Genomic DNA, 18,333 nt, shown 5'->3' on the forward strand with positions numbered 1-18,333 from the left:
TCCCACTCCTCCTTATGCCTTCTCGATGTTCACGAGGAACGCTTTGTATTCCGGGATGAACGAGTTGGGGTCGCCGACGTTGGGCGTCAGGTCGTTCACCGTGTTGACGTCCGTGCCGAACACGCCCGCCCAGCTGTAGTGGTGCGTCATGCCCACCAGGTGGCGCTTCTCGCCGTTGACGGTGAGCGGTTGCACGCGGCGCGTGACCACCGCGGGGATCTCCACCGATCCGCGGTTGTTCCACACGTGCACCTTGTCGCCGTTCTTGATGCCCTTTTCCGCCGCCAGCTCCTCGGACAGCTCGATGAACTGGGTGGGCATGGCCTCGATGAGCGCCGGGCACATGCGCGTCTGACCGCCGGTCTGCCAGTGCTCGGTCACCGAGTATGTGGTGGCCACGTACGGGAACTCCCTGAAGTCGGCGTGCGCCGTGGAGGCGTTGCCGGCGAACTTGATGCACGGGTTCGCCAAGCTGCCGTTCATGATGTTACGCTCGAGCGGGCTTTCGAAGGGCTCGTAGTGCTCGGGCATGGGCGCGTCCACCATGCCGTAGCTGATCAGGCGCGCGTTCTGCTCCCACGTCATGAAGAACGCATTGTTGTTCGGCTCCACCGGCTTGCCGCCCTTGACGGCCACGAAGTCGGCGTTGTCGTTGAGCTTCCACTTCTGGCCATCCCATTCGCACAGCGCGCGATCGGGGTTCCAGGGCTTGCCCTTGGTGTCTGCCGAGGCACGGTTGTACAGGATGCGGCGGTTGTTCGGCCAGGCGTAGGACCACTTCGGGTACAGGCCCAGGCCCGTGGGGTCGGACAGGTCGCGGCTGGCGCAGGGCTGCTCTGCGGCGTCGAGCGGGGCGTCGTTGTTGTTCCAGAAACCGGAATACACCCACATGCCGCATGCGGTGGAACCGTCGGCGGCAAGCTCGGAATAGCCCGTGAGCAGGTCGGTCTTCGGGTTCGCGGAGCTAGCGTTGCACTCGGTGCCGGCCACGCGATAGCCGTTGAGGGCCCAGGCCACGGGGCGCGGGTCCATCTTGCCGTCCACGTAGTAATCCCACTTGGTTTTGAGGATCGGGTCGGGGTTGGCACCGCCCTCCTGGCGGTACAGGTCGCAGATGGCGGTCCAGATCAGATCGCACATCTCGTAGTCGGGTTTGGCCTCGTCCCACGGCTCGACGGCCTGGTAGCGGTACTGGATCCAACGGCCAGAGTTCAAGATCATGCCGGGCTTCTCGTAGATGAGCGCGCACGGCAGGAAGTACACCTCGGTCTGCACGTCCGCGGGGTTCATGTCGGGCGCGCGCCAGAAGCAGGCGGACTCGGTCTCGACCTGGTCTGCCACCACGAGCCAATCGAGCTTGGCCATCGAACGGCGTACGAAGCCGGCGTTGGGGGCGGAATGGCACGGGTTCATGCCCCAGTTGAAGTAGCCCTTCATGATGCCCTTGTCCATCAGCTCGAACGTGGAGATGTGCGTGAAGTCCTGCGCGCCCTTCTCCGAAGGCACCTTCGGCCACCAGTCGAAGCCGTAGTCGTTGTCCACGGTGGCGTTCTCGCCGAACCATTCCTTCAACGCACTGACCATGAACTTCGGCTTGTTGGTGTAGTAGCCCGCCGAATAGGTTTGGGATTCCAGCCACTTGCGCAAGCTGGAGCGATCGGTGGTGTTCGCCCACTTCAGATAGCCGGGCTGCTCGTCGACGAGCATGGCCATGTCCGTGGCGCCCTGGACGTTGGGCTCGCCGCGCAGCGCGTTCACGCCGCCGCCGGGGATGCCGATGTTGTTGAGCAGCAGCTGGAGGATGGACATGGCGCGCGTGTTCTGACCGCCGTAGGAATGCTGCGTCTGGCCGAGTGCGTACAGGATGGTGCCCGATTTGCCCGGGGCGCCCGATTCGCTGTACGTTTTGTACACGAGCTCCAACGTGTCGCGATCCATGCCGCACACGCTGCAAACCGTGTCAAGGTCGTAGCGCTCGTAATGCTTCTTGAACTGCTGATACACGCACATGGGGTCCTGCAGCGTCATATCGCGCTTGGGCTTGGTGAACACAGGCGGCGTGAACTCGGGCACGCCTTCGCCCTTGACCCATGCGTAGTCGCCCGAAGCCGACGTGTCCCACTCCTCGGTGGATTCCGTCTGGTAATGCCACGAGTGGTTGTTGTAGGTCTTGGACTCCTCTTCCCAACCGCTGAACAGGCCCGTTGCAGCATCGAAGGCGAATTTGGGGTCGAGCAGGTAGCTGGCGTTGGTGTAGTTGACGAAGTACTCGAAGTTGTAGTTCGCAGGGTTTTGCCCCGTGCGGTTGTACTCGGCCAAGCCCGGCTCGATGAGGTTCTCGATGATGTAGTTGTACATGCCTCCGTAGAAGGCGATGTCGGTGCCGCTGCGCAGCGGGCAGTAGATGTCGGCCTGCTCGGCGGTGCGGGTGTAGCGCGGGTCGACGACGATCCACTTCGCACCGCGCTCGTGAGCGCGCTCAAGGTGCAGGCTGCTCACCGGGTGGCTCTCGCAGCTGTTCGAACCGCAATGCAGGATGTAGTCGGTGTTGGCCATGTCGGTCCAGTGGCTGGTCATCGAGCCGCGGCCGAACGTGGGGGCCAGGCCCACCACCGTGGAGCTATGGCACACGCGCGCCTGGTTGTCCAGGGCGACGATACCCAGGGAACGCATCATCTTGGTGATGAGGTACTGCTCCTCGGAGTTTTCCTGGGAACCGCCCAGGCTGGCGATGGCGGGCGTATAGTTCACCGTCAAGCCGTCCTCGCGGCGCTCGACGAACGTCGCATCGCGCGTGTCCTTCACGTGGCGCGCGATCTCCTTGACGGCATCGTCCCAGGTGATTGCTTCCCAATCGCTGGCCCCGGGACGGCGCACCATAGGCTTGGTCACGCGATCGGGGTTCTTCACGACCTGACGCGTGGCCGGATCCACGATATTGCGCAGCTGGAACATGGTGGCGCCCTTCGGGCACAGACCGCCCTCGTTGATGGGATGGTCCGGGTCGCCCTCCAGGTTGATCAGCTCGCCGTTGCGCGACGAGCACAGGCTGCCGCAGCCGCCGGCGCAATAGCAGCAGATGTTGGTGTGTTCCTCGGTGCCCTCGAGCTTCCATTCCTTTTCGGTCTCGGCAGCGAAGGCCGTGGTTTGCGAGGACAGCTCGAAAGCCAGGCTGGTGGCAAGCGCGCCGCCGGTGGCCTTGAGGAAACCTCTTCGAGATAGATTCATAGGATTCGCATCCCCTCTCACAGGTTCGCGCGCCGGGGCGCACCAAGGCGAAGGGCGCCGTGCGAAGGCGCGCAGCCGATCGGCCGCGCCCATGCGGAGCACTCGGTCTTGGCGGAGACGGCACACCCTGCCCCAGCGTGCGAAGGCGCACGGGGCCGGGCGCGATACGCCGCGCTTTCGCGCTGGCGGCACGCAACCTGTTTCACTCGTCATCAGCGATTTCGTTTTTCAGAACGGGATCCCCCAGCAGACACGGCGCCTCGTCATGCGCCTTGCAGAAGTTGCCTTGATTGCCGTCGGGGCCGCGCAGATCGGCCCCGACGGCAAACACGGAAGCCTGCATGAGGGTTCGGAAAGGTCCGGAACCTTCGAGAACAACCATACGCCTGAACGAGACGCACGCTGCATCGAGGATTTGCAGCATGCGGGTTTTCCCGGTGAGCGGTCGCGGTACCCTGCGAAGTATGCGAAATATCTACCGAAGAATAGGGCATGTTTTGGTTTTTGTGCATAATGCTGTGGAATACCGATACGATTGAATAGGGATTTAGTGGGACAGATTGATATTTTTTGGCCCAATCCGTGTTTTTCGGTTTACCCGCATATTAGATTCTGTTGGTTTTGCCAAAACCACTTCGGAGCGCGACCGCAGCGCTGCGCGGTCACTTCATCGGACGTTCGACTGGCCCGCACGCGGCCGCTTCGCCGCGCGATCGCCACAGCGCGCGGCCGCTTCGCCGCCCAACCATCGCACCGCGCAGCCCCTTCGTCAGCCGGCTGTCGCGCTGCGCAGCCGCTTCACCACCTGACCATCTGGCCATCCGGCCACTTGCCGGCTGGGCCACTTGCCGCGCAACCCCTTCGCCACTGGGCGCTTCGTCACACGCTGGACATGGGGATGGCGTAGAATCATCTGCAACGCGAATCGCGGACAACGGGAGCAACACGGCAAAGGAGACGCAATGGACGCAAGCACCGCACGCATCGGCTTCATCGGGTTCGGCAACATGGCTCAGGCCATGGCGAAGGGGCTGGTGAACCACGCCGGCTTCGATGGCGGCCGCATCACCGCCTGCGCCGCGCACTTCGACAAGCTGGAGGCCAGCTGCAAGCCGCTGGGCGCGAACGCCGTGCACACCCCCGCCGAAGTCGCCGAGGCAAGCGACCTGATCATCGTGGCCGTGAAGCCCTACATGGTGGCCGACGTGCTGGCGCCGGCGCGCGAAGCGCTTGCCGGCAAGGCCGTGGTGTCGGTTGCCGCGGGCCTGCTGTTCGACTTCTACGAGGACCTGCTGGGAGCCGGCAGCCACCACCTTTCCACCATCCCCAACACGCCCATTGCCGTGGGCTGCGGCGTGATCGCCTGCGAGCAGAAGCACTCGCTCAGCGCCGATGAATGGGAAACGTTCACCGGGCTGTTCGGCGACATCGCGCTCATCGAGCCCGTTGCGGGCCACCTGCTCTCGACCGCCAGCGCCGTCGCCGGGTGCGGCCCCGCCTTCGCCGCCATGTTCCTGGAGTCGCTGGCCGACGGCGGCGTGAAGAACGGCCTGCCCCGCGCCACCGCTTATCGCCTGGCCGCGCAGATGATGGCCGGCACCGCGCAGCTGCATCTGGCCACGGGCACGCACCCCGGCGCCATGAAGGACGCCGTGTGCAGCCCCGGCGGCACCACCATCAAGGGCGTGGCCGCGCTCGAGGCCGCCGGCCTGCGCAACGCGCTCATCAGCGCCGTCGATGCCACGCTGCAGTAGCGGGAAGACGCTGACCGAAGGCGTCGCACGGTCGAGGAGGCCGCAGGCGAAAGCGCGGAAAACCCGGAAAGCAACGCTACCGCGGCGTTCGCGGATAAGCGCGGCAGCCAGCAACTTCCCCCGTTCGCCATCTCACACGATTCTGAAACCTACACATACAAGAAAGCCTTCCGTTCCCAACGCTGCGGAAACGGAAGGCTTTTTCTTTCACTTGCCAAAAGGCGCTAGGGGTTCGGCCGTGCACCGACTTGGCGAAAGGATCCAGTCAGGCTCGCCAGCGCGGTGCAGCCCCCGCTTCCCCGTCTACACGTAGTAGCGCGGCATGCGCTGGGCGAAGCCGATGCACAGCTCGTGCGGGATGGTGCCCAGGGTTTCGCACATCTCCTCGATGGTGACCATGGCGTCGCCTTGCTGGCCCACGATGAGGACCTCGTCGCCCACCTGGGGATCGACGCGGCGACGGCGTGCGTAGCTGCGCAAATCCACCTCGAACATGCACTGGTCCATGCAGATGTTGCCCACCTGGCGGCAGCGCACGCCGTCGACCAGGAAGTCCGTGCGGCTTGACAGCCCGCGACGCAGGCCGTCGCCGTAGCCGACGGGCACGGTGCAGATCTTCACGCTGCCGGGGCTGCGGTAGTTCAGCCCGTAGCTGACGCCCTCGCTCATGGGCACCAGGCGCGTGTCGGTAATGCGCGCGTGCACGCTCATGGCCGGGCGCAGCTCGATGAGCGGCGTGGTTTCAGGGCAGGGCTGGTAACCGTACAGGCCGATGCCCAGGCGCACCATGTCGAAGCGCACGTCGGGATAGCGGATGGCGGCGGCGGAGTTCGCGCAGTGCACGATACCGGGGTTGATGCCCGCCGCGCGCAGGCCCTCGACGGCCTCGATGTAGCGCTTCGCCTGGATGTGGAAGTCGAGCGTTTCCGGGCAGTCCGCCGTGGCGAAGTGCGTGAACACGCCTTCGAGCTCGAGCGCGCGATGGAAGCCGATCTGGTGCATGAAGTTCACCACTTCGTCCCAGCGCACGCCGATGCGGTTCATGCCCGTGTTGATGGCCAGATGGTACGGCGCGCGCAAACCCATGGAATCCGCGGCCTCCGCATATTTGATGGCGAACTCGGAAGAGTAGACCGCCGGCATGATCTTGTAGGCGAGCAGCAGCGGGATGGCGCTGGCAGGCGGCTCGGCGAGCATAAGGATAGGCGCGTTGACCAGGCCTTCGCGCAGCTTGATGCCCTCGTCGACCGTGGCGACGCCCAGGTAGTCGGCGCCGGAGTTCAGCGCCGTCTTCGCAACGCGCACCGCGCCGTGGCCGTATGCGTCGGCCTTCACGACGGCCATCATATGGCGGCCCGAGCCGATCATCTTCTTGACGGCGGAGGCGTTGTGGCGGATGGCGTTCAGGTCGATTTCCAACCAGGCCCAACGACGGTCCTTCTCGGGGATGGTGGCCAGCTTCTCGGGGTCGAATTCCACGCGGCCTTCGGAGGTTTCCCCGTCTGCGGAATAAGCGGCCGCTTCCTCATGGTCGCGGTTGTACTGGAACGCGCCGCGCACCTCATTGGCAGCATCGGATGCCGCTTCGCGCTCGGTCAGGAAGCCGTTCACCCCGCCGCGACGAGGCGTTTGCGCAGGCGCAGGCTGGCCGGCATGGGCCGCACGCTGGGCTTCGCGCTCGCGGATGGCGTCCGCCGCGCTGGTACCGCCCGCCGGCTTGCGGAACGCGAAACCGGTGAAACCGTTGGGAAGCTGAGTATTGTCTGCCATGTTCTGCACCCTCTTGAAACCTTTGCTTTGCCCGAATACGCAGGTCGGCGATGCCGACGCACGGCGATGCCGTGACGCGCGACGGGTCTCCCGTATAGCGGAGACAAGTATATCACTGGGGAAATGCGGGGACGCTTCTGCGCAAACCCTGCAGATACCGGCAGCAAGCGGGCCGAACGCCCCTGACACTTGGGGACGGAGGGTTAGCTGTCGAACCTCACTCCCCCACGTTTTCCGGGATTATGCAACGCTATTCCAGCGTAACGTCCATAAAAACTGCACCGATAAGTTACAATAAGTCCAAGTGGTTTACGGGCTGGCAGCGGTTCGCAATCAATCTATTCGCAAAGCCCGCCCGGGACAAGAGAAATGGAGTACTGCCATGCTATGCCCCAACTGCGCAACCGAGAACGTCGCCGATGCGAAATTCTGCGGCAACTGCGGAACGCCCCTGAATGCCGCGGCCCCGGAGCCCGAGGCGCCCGAAGCGCCTGCCGTTCCCGAGGCTCCCGCAGCCCCGACGGCGCCCGCCGCGCCGATTCCGCCGGCCGCACCCGCGGCAACCGCCGCACCGGTCCCACCTGCAGCTCCGGTCCCGCCTGTCGCCCAGCAACCTACGGCGGCACCGCAGCAATACGTTGCCGCCCAGCAGCCGGTTGCACCGCAATCGCCCTACGGCGCCGCGCCTCAGCAGCCGTACGCTACGCCGCAGCCGCCTTACGGCGTTCCCGCGCCCGAGCAAACGTACGTCGTGGAGGGAAGCAACCAGACGCTGCGCCTGATCGCCTTCATCATGAACATCGTGGCCTTGGTCGTCATCGGGATCGGCGGCATCGCGACGCTCGGCCTGGGCCTTATTCCCCTGGCCTGGGGCATTCCCATGACCGTTCGCTCCTGGGGTGTCTACAAGGGCAAAAAGCCCAATACCGTGGCCCTTGGCGTTTGCACCCTGTTGTTCCTGAACATGGTTTCCGGCATCCTGCTGCTGGTCGCCCAAAAGGACGAGTAGGCAAAAGGCGCTTCACCAGGCGAAATAACGCGATATTTCGCGAAACGCGAGGCGGTGTCACAACATAACGCACATCCAAACGCAAAGCAGTGCCGCAACGCAGCACACATCCCGGACGCAAAGCGGGTCCCGCAGCTCAGACCGTGCTGCGGGACCCGCTACTTTTACGCTGCGCTCAACCGGGATCACTCGTTATACGCAGCGTCTTCAACTCGCAGCTTGCCATGAACCGACGGCGTCGTTTCGCCCGCCGCCGGACGCTTGGGGACGGATTCTTAACCGTCCGAAAGCAAACGCGCGCCGACAGGCGTCGGAGCGCCGAAAGCCCGACACCCCCAATCCGGACAGATAAGCCTCCGTCCCCAAGTGTCCGCTGCTAATGGCCGCCGCCGGCCATCATCTTCACGGCGTGCGGAAGGGCGGCTACAATGCCGTCCCAGTTCTCGCGGGCGGCCTTCTCGCTTCCCGGGAGGTTCACCACCAGGTGCGTGCCGCGCTGCATGCACAGCGCGCGGGAGAGCATGGCGAACGGCGTGATGGCCAGGCTGTGGGCACGCATGGCCTCGGCGATGCCGGGCACGTTGCGGTCGCACACGGCCTGCGTGGCCTCGGGCGTGACGTCGCGCAGCGACAGGCCGCTGCCGCCGCAGGTCAGGACGACGTCGGCGTCGATGGTGTCGCACGCTTCCATGATGGCGGCGCTGATCTGCGGCACCTCGTCCTTCACCACCACGTGGTTTTTGCATACCCAGCCGTTGTCGGCGATGAGCTGCTCGAGCGCCGCGCCGGCGGTGTCCTGCTTCATGCCGCGCGTGTCGGAGCAGGTGATGATGGCGAACGTGATGGGCGCGGATGCGTGATCGTGTTCGGTCATTGATTCCTCCTTATACCAAGGTTAAGCGCCGGCGAAGCGCATGCCGGCGATCTGGGCTGTAGGCCTTCCCGCCCGTAGCCCGGTTCGCAAATCGACCAACGCGTGCCGGCTACAGGCACACGTCCTCGTTGACGTCGAGCAGGATGCACTCTACCAGGCTGCCGGCCGTGCGGCCTTCCCCGCCCTCGGGCAGAACCGCCAGGCAGTTGCTGCGCTGAATGACGCCGAACAGACCCGAGCTCTGGTTCTTCGCCGGCTCGACGGCGTAGGCGCCGTCGGCGTCCTTCGTGATGGTGGCGCGCAGGTAGATGCGGCGCGTGTCGCCCTTCTTCGCGTCGCGCGAAAGGCGCGCCTTCACGAGTGGGCGCTGCAGGTTCGAATACCCTTGCATCTTGCGCAGCGCCGGACGGATGAGCATCTCGAAGCCGCAGTACGCCGCGGCCGGATTGCCCGGCAGACCGAAGACGGGCGTGCCGTTGACCAGGCCGAACGTCTGCGCCTTACCCGGGCGCATGTTCACGCGGGTCATGAGCAGCTCACCGGTTTGCTCGACGCAGGGCTTGATGAAGTCGAAGTCGCCGTCGGAGGCGCCGCCGCTGGTAACCACGAAGTCGTACTCGCGCACCGCTTCCAGCACCGCCACCTTCAAGGCCTCAAGCGAATCCTCCACAATGGGCAGCATGGTGGGAAGCGCGCCAGCGGCACGCGCGGCCGCGGCCAGCGCATAGCCGTTTGAGTTGCGGATCTTGCCGGCAGTGGGAACCTGGGTGGGCGGAACGAGCTCGCTGCCGATGGAGATGATGGCCACGCGCGGGCGGCGCGGAGTGGGAACCTCGGTCACGCCGCAACCGGCCAAAAAGCCCACGCCGGCAGCGTTGATGACCTCGCCGGCGCGCACAACGGCCTCGCCGGCGCGCGCTTCCTCGCCCGCTTCGCGCACGTTGCCGCGCAGCTTGGCAGGCGCCTCGAAGGCGACGCGGCTGCCAGGGCGGCCGTCGCCTTCCACGTTGCGCACGATCTCGTACTTCACCACGGCGTCGGCGGCCGCGGGCAGCGGCGCGCCGGTCATGATGCGCACGCATGCGCCCTCGGGGATATCGCCCTCGAAGGTGTCGCCGGCGGCGACCTCCGCGATGACGTCCAGCTCGACGGGCGATTCGGGGCTTGCGGACTGCAACTGGGCCGCGCGCATGGCGAACCCGTCCATGGCGGCATGGGCGAACGGCGAGATGTCGATATCGCTTTTCAGGTCGACGGCGGCAACGCGGCCGGCCGCATCCAACACGGGAACCGTTTCCTCAGGCAGCTGGGAAACATGGGATAGAACCAGGTCACGCGCTTGCTCGACCGAGATCATCTCCGGCATGGCATGTCCTTTCGATTGCGAATGATATTGAACCACTGCATTATACCGCTTACCGAATAAAACGACACGGATATCGGCAAGGCCATCGCAAAGGACAAGAAGCGCGCAAGCCCGCGCGTCGCTATTCCTTAGCGCCCGAAAGCATGCGGCAAGCCCATTGGGCCGCCACCATGCTGCCCTTGGCAAGCACGTCCTCGTCAACGGTGTAGTGGCAGCTGTGCTGCGGGTGATCGGCTCCCACCTGGGGATTCCTGGTGCCTACGAAGCAGAACACGCCCGGCACGATGCGGAGGTACTCGCTGAAGTCCTCACCCGACAGCGTGCCGCGGTAGTCGGCGACGCCCTGCTCGCCCAGCGTGTCGATCACCGCCTGGCGCGCCACCTCGGCGCACGTGGGGTCGTTGGCAAGCCCGGCGTTGCCCGGCTCGAACGTGAACCGCGCCTTAGCGCCGAACGCGTGGGCGATGCGGCTGACGATGCGCTCCAGGCGATCGGGAACCTCGGAACGCAGGCCCTCGGACCACGTGCGCACGGTGCCGGTGAGCCACGCGTGGCCAGCCATGATGTTGCGCGCCTGGCCGCCGTGGAACTCGCCAACAGTGACCACCACAGGTTCGAATGGGGAAACATCACGGCTGACCAGGACCTGAAGCGCGGTGACCATCTCGGCTCCCACCACCACGGCGTCCACGCCCTTGTGCGGCATGGAGCCGTGCGCCGAGACGCCGTCGATGTCGATGCGGAACCAATCGGTGTTGGCCATGCGCTGCCCGGGCGTGCAGGACACGGTGCCGGCGGGCACTTCGCTCCAGATATGCGCACCGTAAATGGCGTCCACTCCGTCGAGCGCGCCGGCCTCGATCATGGAAAGTGCGCCGATGGAGATCTCCTCGGCGGGCTGGAAGATAATGCGGACCTCGCCTGCCAGAGAATCGGCGGCATCTCGCAAGATGCGCACAGCGCCGAGCATCATAGCCATGTGCGCATCATGGCCGCAGGCGTGCATGACGCCGGGGTTTTCGGAGGCGAAGGGAAGGCCCGTCTGCTCGGTGACGGGCAGCGCGTCCATGTCGGCGCGCAGGGCAACGCGGCGCGCCGGCACCCCATCGGCGTCGTACGCCCCGGGAGCGGTGCCGGCGATGGTTGCGATGATGCCGTTATTGTCGAGCTTTCGGTACGGAACGCCCAGCTCATCGAGCTGTTCGCACAGCAGCTTCTGCGTGTTCGCCTCATGACCGGACACCTCGGGAAAGCGATGGAGCAGGCGGCGCGCGGCGACGATATCGGGCTGCGCGGCGGTGCCCAGGCTGCGAACGAGGTCGGCGGTTGCGGCACCTGCCAGCGGGGTTTGCGCGGCGGCGTAAACGGCGGGAAGCGTGGATGCGGCATCGGTCATGACGGGCCCCTTTCGAAGGAGTGCGTTCTCTTTGGTCCGCTAGCCTACCACACGCGAGGCCGGCCTGCGCGGCACGCGGCGCGCCAGCGGCAGGAAGCAACCGAAACCGCACATGAAAGCGCAGGCGGGCGGGCGAACGGAGGAGCCGGTCAGCCGCTCGCGGGGCGCCCGGCCAACCGTGGGAAAGCCGCGCGGCAACCCGCCGGAAACAAGGAGGACCAGCGAGCATCCCGACGCCCGCCGAGAACGCAACGCTATCGCCCGTCCAACTCCTTCAGCATGGCGTCGATATGCTGCTCGGCAAGCTCGAACTCGCCGCGTTCGGCCAGCGCGTTGACCACCTGAACTTGGTTGCGCAGGTCATGGCGCAGGCGCGCCGAGCGCTGGGCCATTTCCACCGTCACCTCGTAATCGCTCAGATATCGGTCGAGTTCGCCGCTCAAGTCGGCGGCGCGAGCGTCGTCGCGCACTTTGCCGCGGAACCTGCCCACCGCAAGCAGCAGCGCGGCATCCACGCCGAAGCACAAAAGCATGAGCAGGCAGAACAGGCGCAACAGCGCCAGATCGGCATCACAGGGCCCCACCACAACGCTGAAACACAACGCCAACAGCAGGGCCTGCACGACGGAGAACAGCGCGAACGACGAGGCGATGACCGACGCACGACGCGACGACGGCGCGGAGGCATCCGCCCCTTCTTCCGGGTAAAACCTTCGCACCAACGCGGTAAGCCCCCAGAACAGCGACATCTCGACAAGCACCTCGAGCAGCGTCGCACATGCGAACAGCGTGGCGTTGGCCGCAACCGTTGCGTAATCGTGAACGGTGGCGCCCGCCAGGATATCGAACGTCATATCGAGAAACAGATCACCTGGCAGCACTATGACCAGACCGAACGCCGATAAGGTGACGCGACGGACCAGCGTTCCCCTTCCAAACAGCAAAGGAGCCGCTGCCATGAGGACGCCGAGCAAAAGATCGGCAAACTCGGCCAGATACCCTCTCACGCATAGGGCGAACACCATAAGGGACAGGCCCACGACCCAATACGCCCACCGATTCCGCAGATGCAGGATATGGGATTCGAACCCCAGATATACCAGCCACGTCGGCGCGACGACCGACAGCACCACGAACGCGGCGGCGGGAACGCCGAGGATCATCGGCTCCATTCGCCATCACCTCCACCCTGCGCGGCCCGATCCTGCTTCAGGATCACGCGTACGCGGTAAACACCGTCGACCTGACCCGCCTCGAACGTGCCGTCATGGCGTCGCGCCACCTCGCGCACGATGCCCTGCCCCCAGCCATGCGGCACGGACAGGTCGGGGAACGGGTGGGGCGCGCCGCCGGTGCGTTCGCGGCCGGCATCGTCGGACGCCGCAACAGCCGCAACCCGGCCCCGCCCTTGCGAACCCGGGCAGCTGTTCTCCACATCGATGACCAGGTACATCCCCCACATGCGCGCGGTGGTTTCGATACGGCACTCCCCGTCAGGTGTTTTCGCGCAGGCGTTCAGCGCGTTATCCAGCAGGTTGGAGAACACGGCGCACAGCTCCACGCCGGGCAACGGGATATCTGCAGGGATGTCGATTTCGGCACGGAAGGACGCGCCCGAATCGCGCGCCTCGCGGGCCTTCTGCTCCAACAGCGCGTCGACGGCGGGATGCTGGCAGAATCGCCGAGGCCGCGTCCCGATAAGGGAGATGACGTCTTCCAGGCTTTCGCCTACCTTGCCCGCTTGGTCCGCCCACAAGTCGGCGCGTGCCTGCTCAAGCCGCTCGCGAAGCTGGTCGCACAACGCGCCGGCCTGATCGCGCTCGCGCTGGGAACGCTGCCGCAGGGCGCTTTGGACCCGCAGCTGCTCTTGGAGCATGTTCACCTTGCTGGACGAATCGAACCACCGGCACGCCTGGTCGAGCGCGCGGAACAGCAGCAGGTCGACCGGCCCGCATGCGATGCCGAGCACGATGAGCGACGCATATGCAGCCGCCGGCAGCTCATAGCTCGCCGAGCACACCAGAGGATAGGCGATCAGGCAGATCTGGCTTAAAGGGAACAGCATGCACAACAGCTTCTGCATAAGCCGCGCGCTGCGGAGCTTGGTTATGAAGTTGAAGGCGACGACCATCAGATACACCGCCAAAACGCAAAGGACGGCGATCTTGAGCGAGGACATGCTGCCGAACGCCTACCGCGCGTTGAGGCCCACGTAGTGGAAGAACGAGTCGCGGACCGACGTGCGCTGACGTTGACTGACGGGCACTTCCCTGCCCGAACGAAGCAGCACGCTGCCCGGGCGCAGCTCCACGATGCACGCCATGTTCACCAGGTAGCTTTTATGGCATTGGACGAAGCACTCGGGCAGCATATCGAGCATCTGGCCGAGCGTGGCGTACGTTTCGATGCATTCCCCGCGCACGGAGTGCAGACGCACCTTGCAGCGCTCGCTTTCCACGAACTCCACCTCGGCGGGGTCGACCATGGTGACCGTGCCGTTGTGCTGGATGGCCACGGGAAGCTGGCGGCTGTCCTGCAGGTTGGACAGCGCCTTATCGAGCGCGGCGTCGAAGTCGGATTGGTTGATGGGCTTGAGCAGGAAATACGTATGCTCGGTCTGATAAACCGACGTGCAGTACTCGACATGACCGGAAATATAGACGACCTGGGTGGAGCTGCCCGCGGGAAAATAGCGGCTGACCAACTCGATACCCGAGGGGTTGCTTTCGCCTAAATCGATGTCGGTGAGGAAGATGTCGACGCGATCATCCGAGGCCATAAGCGCCTCGAACGTGGTGACCCCGGATATAATGTCGACGTCAAGCCGCGACCTGCCGGGGTATTTGGACAGCATGCTGCGAAGCACCTTCTGGTACTCCTCGTTGTCCTCCAATGCAAGAAGGTGAAAAGTCCCCATCGTGCACCCCGATCCCGATTTCCCAAATTCCCGAATTCGCAACAGCGGTCACCCGCTGTTTCTATTGTTCACCTCAGATTATATACAATAAGACAGAACCCCCCCCCTCAGATTTTGTCCAAATGCAACAAAACACCTGGTAGAAGGAGCAAACGCAGGTTTTTCAGTAGCAAGCGCAGGCATTTTGGAAACGAACGCGGCACGATGCGGTTGGGCGAACGGGGCGGATGGGTGGCAAACGGCTCAAGCGTCGCGACGCCGGCAGGAGGATTCCGCTCCTACCAGCCCGGAGGAGAAGGTTTTTCGCTTTCGCGGCTCGGAACACGAGTTTTCCCGACCGTGAACACACCTCCGTCCCCTGTTCACGTGGGAGCGATGCATAAACAGCGGCGAACGGCAAGCTACGGCATGGCATCGGAGGGGTGCTTGTGCTGTGAATATCGAACGCAGGGTCGGCCGGCTTCGAGCGACCTCACTATAATATGTCGGATGAACAATTACGAACATACCGGCTCCTCGGCGGGAAAGCACGCCGCACAGCGTCCCGATTTGGAACGCGTGCAGCTCAATGCCGCCGAAAGCCCTTACCCCACAGCCCCGCGCAACGTGCGCGAGGAGCAACGCGCCCAGGCGCAGCGCCAGCGCGCGGCTGCCGCGGCGGAACAAGCCGCGCAATCGGCCGCAACGACCCAGGCGATCCCGGGCCAGCAACCCACGCAGGCCATCCCAGGTCAGCAGCCTACCGAGGTCATCGGCGGCGCGCGGCGCGGCAAGCATGGCCGCGCGCGCAACGCGCAGCAGGTGCGCAACGGGTGGGATACCCGGCAGACGCAGGCAGTTTACGGTCAACAGCCCACGCAAGCGATTCCCGGTCAACAGCCCACCGCCGCCATGCCGGGCGCCCAGGCAACCGAGACCATGCCGCGCGGCAAGCACGGCAAACGCTCCCGCAACGGCAAACCCCGCAAGAAAAGCTTCGTCACCCGCAAGGTGGAGGCCTGGTGCTCGCGCGTGCTGGGCGCCGTGAGCGGCGACGGCCTGGCCGAGCAGGAAGCCGAGTATGCCTCCGGCCGCACCACACGCGACTACGTGTGGAACACGATAGGCGTAGGTCTGTGGGGCATGGTGTTCCCCGTGCTCACCATCGTGGTCACGCAGCTGGCCGGCGCCGAACAGGCCGGCATGTTCTCGCTGGCCTTCGTCACGGCGCTTCTGCTCATGTTCGTGGGCAACTACGGCGTGCGAAACTTCCAAGCATCCGACCTTGACGAGGAGTACTCGTTCGCCGATTACCAGGCCAACCGCGCGCTCACCGTGGTCATCATGCTGGTGGCCGGCATCACGTACTGCAAGTTCCGCGGATATGCCGACCAGATGTGGCTCATGAGCCTAGGTGTGTACCTTTATAAGGCCGTCGACGCTTTGGCCGACGTGTACGAAGGCCGCCTGCAGCAGGTTGACAAGCTCTACCTTGCCGGCATCTCGCAGGCCTTCAGATCGGCAGCAGCGCTCATCGGATTCTCACTTGCGCTGCTCATCACGCGCAACGTGGGAGTGTCGAGCATCGTCATGGCCGTCATCGCCGCCATCACGTTCGTGGTGTTCACGTTCCCGCTGGCCCAGCTTGAGACGCCGAAGTCGCGCAGCGCGAACGCCAAGCGCGTGATAGGCCTGCTCAAGCAGTGCTTCCCGCTGTTCGTGGCGCTGTTCATGTACAACCTCATCGACAACATGCCGAAGTTCGTCATGGAAGGCGCACTGTCCTACGACAACCAGCTGTATTACAACGCGCTGTACTTCCCCGCGCACGCCATTCTGCTGACCAGCGGCTTCATCTACAAGCCCATGCTGCTGAAGATGGCCAACGCCTGGGCGGACCCGGCGAAACGCAAGAAGTTCGACCTGATCATCGTGGTGATGTTCGTGATCATCGTGGGCATCACCGTGGTGGTCGCCGGCGCGATGAGCTGGTTCGGCCTGGCCGTCATGAGCTTCCTGTACGGCATCGACTTCGAGCAGTACCGCGGGCTGTGCTTCGTGATGCTGGCGGCGGGCGGCGTGACCGCCGGCATCGAGTTTCTGTACCAGGTGATCACCGTGCTGCGCCGCCAGCGCGCCGTGACGAAGCTGTACCTGATCACGTTCGGGTTCAGCCTGTTCGTGCCCGTGCTGCTGGTGAACTTCACGGGGCTGCCCGGCGCCGTGATCGGATACCTGATCGTCATGTGCATCCTGCTGGTGCTGCTGGTCAGCGAATACGCGTCCATCCGCATGGACCTGCATCGCAAGCTCACCGGCAAGGCCGCGCCCGACGCCGAGATGCCGCGCGCCGCGCGCACCGGGGCCATGGCGCCCGTGCAGGTTGCGGGGGCGGGTGCGAGCGTGATGCCGCAGGCGGCTGGCGTGCCGCAGGCGGTAGCGGCCGGCATGCCCCAGATGGCTGGCGCGCCGATGCAGGCACCGCAAACGGATGCCGCCGTGCGCGGGGCCCACGCGCCCAAAGCGCCAGTGGCGAACGTGCCGAGCGAGGCGGCGGCCGGAAATCCGACGCCCGATCGCAATGCCGCCGGCAACGTCGACCGTCAGGCTTCCGCGCCCGGACGCCGGTTTGTTCCCGAGATGTACGACGCCGCGCCGATCTCATGGACTGCAGGCGGCACCGTTGGCATCGCGCAGCCCGAGCCCGAAGCGCCGGAATCAGACGACGAGGGCGAAGACGACAGCAAGGCATAACCCACGTGATTTCGCGCTCTTTGGGGGACTCGCAGAACGATCGTTCTGCGAGTCCCTTTCTCTTCCCCTCCTAAGCGCTTTCGGACGCTTCGGGGACGTAGCACCAGGCGTCCGGGCCCGGAGCTTGCCTTCTCGAGACAGCAAGCAGAGAAGCACGTGTCCCCCGTTCATCCCATTGCAGGGGAATCGAGCAGAACCCTGACACTTAGCGCTACGTCCCCAAAGTGTCGTGGCCGAGGAAACCGGACAGATAGTGCTACGTCCCCAAGTGTCCCAAGTGTCTTGTAACCTGTGGCGAACTTGTGGTATATAGTTTTCCTTAGCAAACTATAATGCGGTCCCTTGCGGGCGCGATCGGCGCTCGCGGGGCTCCCGCATACCGCGAAGGAGCGCGACATGGGAAAGAACCCCGCAACCGCAACCGGCACCGACAATCTGGACTCGCACGCAGCCGGCACCGCCGGCATCGACTCGCACGCAACCGAAGCAAACGGGGCGACGTCTACCGCAGCCGGCACCGCCACCTCCGCCCCCAAGGTGGCATCCACCAGCCGCGCCGCCGGCACCGCTTCCTCCCCTACGCCCTACCTGCAGGTTCGCGACCTGTGCAAGCATTATGGCGAAGGCGAGGCGCGCGCCACGGTGCTGCACGACGTCACCACCACCGTGAACAAAGGCGAGATTTGCGTGCTGCTCGGCCCGTCGGGCAGCGGCAAATCGACGTTTTTGAACCTGGTAGGCGGCCTGGAGGCGGCCGATAGCGGCTCGATAAACGTGGGCGGCACGGAGCTGACCAGCCTGACGTCCAAGCAACTGGGCGAGTACCGCCGCGACAAGCTCGGCTTCGTCTTCCAGTTCTACAACCTGGTGCCCGACCTGACCATCCGCGAGAACATCGAGGTCACGGCCCATCTTTCCGCAAACCCCCTTCCCGTGGATGACCTGCTGCGCTCGCTTGGGCTCTACGAGCATCGCGCGAAGTTCCCCCGCCAGGTTTCGGGCGGCCAACAGCAGCGTTGCGCCATCGGCCGCGCGCTGGTGAAGAATCCCGGGCTTTTGCTGTGCGACGAGCCCACCGGCGCGCTGGATTACCAGACGTCGAAGGAGATTCTGGAGCTGATGGAGAACGTGAACCGCGATTACGGGTGCACCGTGGTCATCGTCACGCACAACGATGCGATCAAGCACATGGCGCACCGCGTGCTGCGCCTGCGCGACGGCAAGCTGGCCGAGGACACGGCGAACGTCGAGCGCATGGCCGCGCGCGACCTGACCTGGTAGGAGGC

General features: G+C 64.8%; 13 protein-coding genes. 4 read left to right on the forward strand and 9 right to left on the reverse strand.

From position 1 onward, the window contains the following. Positions 1–12: 12 nt before the first annotated feature. Both Q0G75_RS01340 and Q0G75_RS01345 read right to left on the reverse strand, forming a co-directional pair. Entirely contained in the window at positions 13–3,228 is a 3,216-nt protein-coding gene (locus Q0G75_RS01340) for a molybdopterin-dependent oxidoreductase (RefSeq protein ID WP_294415825.1), read from the reverse strand. A gap of 202 nt (positions 3,229–3,430) precedes the next feature. After that, a complete protein-coding gene (locus Q0G75_RS01345) occupies positions 3,431–3,652 on the reverse strand; it encodes a hypothetical protein (protein WP_294415827.1) in 222 nt (73 codons plus the stop codon). A 538-nt stretch (positions 3,653–4,190) separates the two neighbouring features. Between Q0G75_RS01345 and proC the strand changes: the two genes are divergently transcribed. Beyond that, positions 4,191–4,982 carry a pyrroline-5-carboxylate reductase gene (gene proC / locus Q0G75_RS01350; protein WP_294415828.1) on the forward strand — a complete coding sequence of 264 codons (792 nt, stop codon included), beginning with the start codon at positions 4,191–4,193 and terminating at the stop codon, positions 4,980–4,982. A gap of 303 nt (positions 4,983–5,285) precedes the next feature. Here the strand turns inward: proC and alr are convergent, their stop codons facing one another. After that, positions 5,286–6,752: an alanine racemase gene (alr, locus tag Q0G75_RS01355; protein ID WP_294415830.1), complete on the reverse strand. Its 1,467-nt coding sequence runs from the start codon at positions 6,750–6,752 to the stop codon at positions 5,286–5,288. A gap of 382 nt (positions 6,753–7,134) precedes the next feature. Here alr and Q0G75_RS01360 point away from each other — a divergent pair, with 382 nt between their 5' ends. After that, the gene (locus tag Q0G75_RS01360; RefSeq protein ID WP_294415831.1) at positions 7,135–7,761 is read left to right on the forward strand and encodes a zinc-ribbon domain-containing protein; all 627 of its coding nucleotides are present in this window, start codon (positions 7,135–7,137) and stop codon (positions 7,759–7,761) included. Between the two features lie 376 nt (positions 7,762–8,137). Here the strand turns inward: Q0G75_RS01360 and Q0G75_RS01365 are convergent, their stop codons facing one another. From Q0G75_RS01365 to Q0G75_RS01390, 6 genes are all read right to left on the reverse strand, one after another. Next, complete coding sequence (locus tag Q0G75_RS01365; protein ID WP_294415833.1) at positions 8,138–8,635, reverse strand: MogA/MoaB family molybdenum cofactor biosynthesis protein; 498 nt, start codon at positions 8,633–8,635, stop codon at positions 8,138–8,140. 109 nt (positions 8,636–8,744) lie between these two features. Continuing rightward, complete coding sequence (gene glp / locus Q0G75_RS01370; protein WP_294415835.1) at positions 8,745–10,001, reverse strand: gephyrin-like molybdotransferase Glp; 1,257 nt, start codon at positions 9,999–10,001, stop codon at positions 8,745–8,747. 121 nt (positions 10,002–10,122) lie between these two features. Continuing rightward, positions 10,123–11,397 carry an amidohydrolase gene (locus Q0G75_RS01375; protein ID WP_294415837.1) on the reverse strand — a complete coding sequence of 425 codons (1,275 nt, stop codon included), beginning with the start codon at positions 11,395–11,397 and terminating at the stop codon, positions 10,123–10,125. Positions 11,398–11,651: 254 nt separating this feature from the next. Continuing rightward, positions 11,652–12,569 carry a hypothetical protein gene (locus Q0G75_RS01380; protein WP_294415840.1) on the reverse strand — a complete coding sequence of 306 codons (918 nt, stop codon included), beginning with the start codon at positions 12,567–12,569 and terminating at the stop codon, positions 11,652–11,654. Continuing rightward, complete coding sequence (locus Q0G75_RS01385; RefSeq protein WP_294415842.1) at positions 12,557–13,576, reverse strand: GHKL domain-containing protein; 1,020 nt, start codon at positions 13,574–13,576, stop codon at positions 12,557–12,559. Before Q0G75_RS01385 ends, Q0G75_RS01380 begins: the two co-directional genes overlap by 13 nt. Before the next feature lie 12 nt (positions 13,577–13,588). Beyond that, the gene (locus tag Q0G75_RS01390; protein ID WP_294415844.1) at positions 13,589–14,314 is read right to left on the reverse strand and encodes a LytTR family DNA-binding domain-containing protein; all 726 of its coding nucleotides are present in this window, start codon (positions 14,312–14,314) and stop codon (positions 13,589–13,591) included. Between the two features lie 489 nt (positions 14,315–14,803). On the opposite strand from Q0G75_RS01390, the gene Q0G75_RS01395 reads away from it, so the two are divergent. Next, positions 14,804–17,047, forward strand: coding sequence for a hypothetical protein (locus Q0G75_RS01395; protein ID WP_294415846.1), 2,244 nt, complete (start codon positions 14,804–14,806; stop codon positions 17,045–17,047). A gap of 396 nt (positions 17,048–17,443) precedes the next feature. Then, positions 17,444–18,328, forward strand: a complete 885-nt coding sequence (locus tag Q0G75_RS01400) for an ABC transporter ATP-binding protein (protein ID WP_294415847.1) — start codon at positions 17,444–17,446, stop codon at positions 18,326–18,328. Positions 18,329–18,333 lie beyond the last annotated feature (5 nt).

The sequence above is a fragment of the uncultured Senegalimassilia sp. genome, assembly GCF_934636665.1.
Lineage (GTDB): Bacteria > Actinomycetota > Coriobacteriia > Coriobacteriales > Eggerthellaceae > Senegalimassilia.

Excerpts from the sequence above, each read along its gene's own strand:
- alr (WP_294415830.1), bottom strand. The coding sequence starts at position 6,752 with ATGGCAGACAATACTCAGCTTCCCAACGGTTTCACCGGTTTCGCGTTC.
- Q0G75_RS01365 (WP_294415833.1), bottom strand. The coding sequence starts at position 8,635 with ATGACCGAACACGATCACGCATCCGCGCCCATCACGTTCGCCATCATC.
- Q0G75_RS01360 (WP_294415831.1), top strand. The coding sequence starts at position 7,135 with ATGCTATGCCCCAACTGCGCAACCGAGAACGTCGCCGATGCGAAATTC.
- proC (WP_294415828.1), top strand. The coding sequence starts at position 4,191 with ATGGACGCAAGCACCGCACGCATCGGCTTCATCGGGTTCGGCAACATG.
- Q0G75_RS01390 (WP_294415844.1), bottom strand. The coding sequence starts at position 14,314 with ATGGGGACTTTTCACCTTCTTGCATTGGAGGACAACGAGGAGTACCAG.
- Q0G75_RS01395 (WP_294415846.1), top strand. The coding sequence starts at position 14,804 with ATGAACAATTACGAACATACCGGCTCCTCGGCGGGAAAGCACGCCGCA.
- Q0G75_RS01385 (WP_294415842.1), bottom strand. The coding sequence starts at position 13,576 with ATGTCCTCGCTCAAGATCGCCGTCCTTTGCGTTTTGGCGGTGTATCTG.
- Q0G75_RS01345 (WP_294415827.1), bottom strand. The coding sequence starts at position 3,652 with ATGCTGCAAATCCTCGATGCAGCGTGCGTCTCGTTCAGGCGTATGGTT.
- Q0G75_RS01375 (WP_294415837.1), bottom strand. The coding sequence starts at position 11,397 with ATGACCGATGCCGCATCCACGCTTCCCGCCGTTTACGCCGCCGCGCAA.
- glp (WP_294415835.1), bottom strand. The coding sequence starts at position 10,001 with ATGCCGGAGATGATCTCGGTCGAGCAAGCGCGTGACCTGGTTCTATCC.
- Q0G75_RS01380 (WP_294415840.1), bottom strand. The coding sequence starts at position 12,569 with ATGGAGCCGATGATCCTCGGCGTTCCCGCCGCCGCGTTCGTGGTGCTG.
- Q0G75_RS01400 (WP_294415847.1), top strand. The coding sequence starts at position 17,444 with ATGGGAAAGAACCCCGCAACCGCAACCGGCACCGACAATCTGGACTCG.
- Q0G75_RS01340 (WP_294415825.1), bottom strand. The coding sequence starts at position 3,228 with ATGAATCTATCTCGAAGAGGTTTCCTCAAGGCCACCGGCGGCGCGCTT.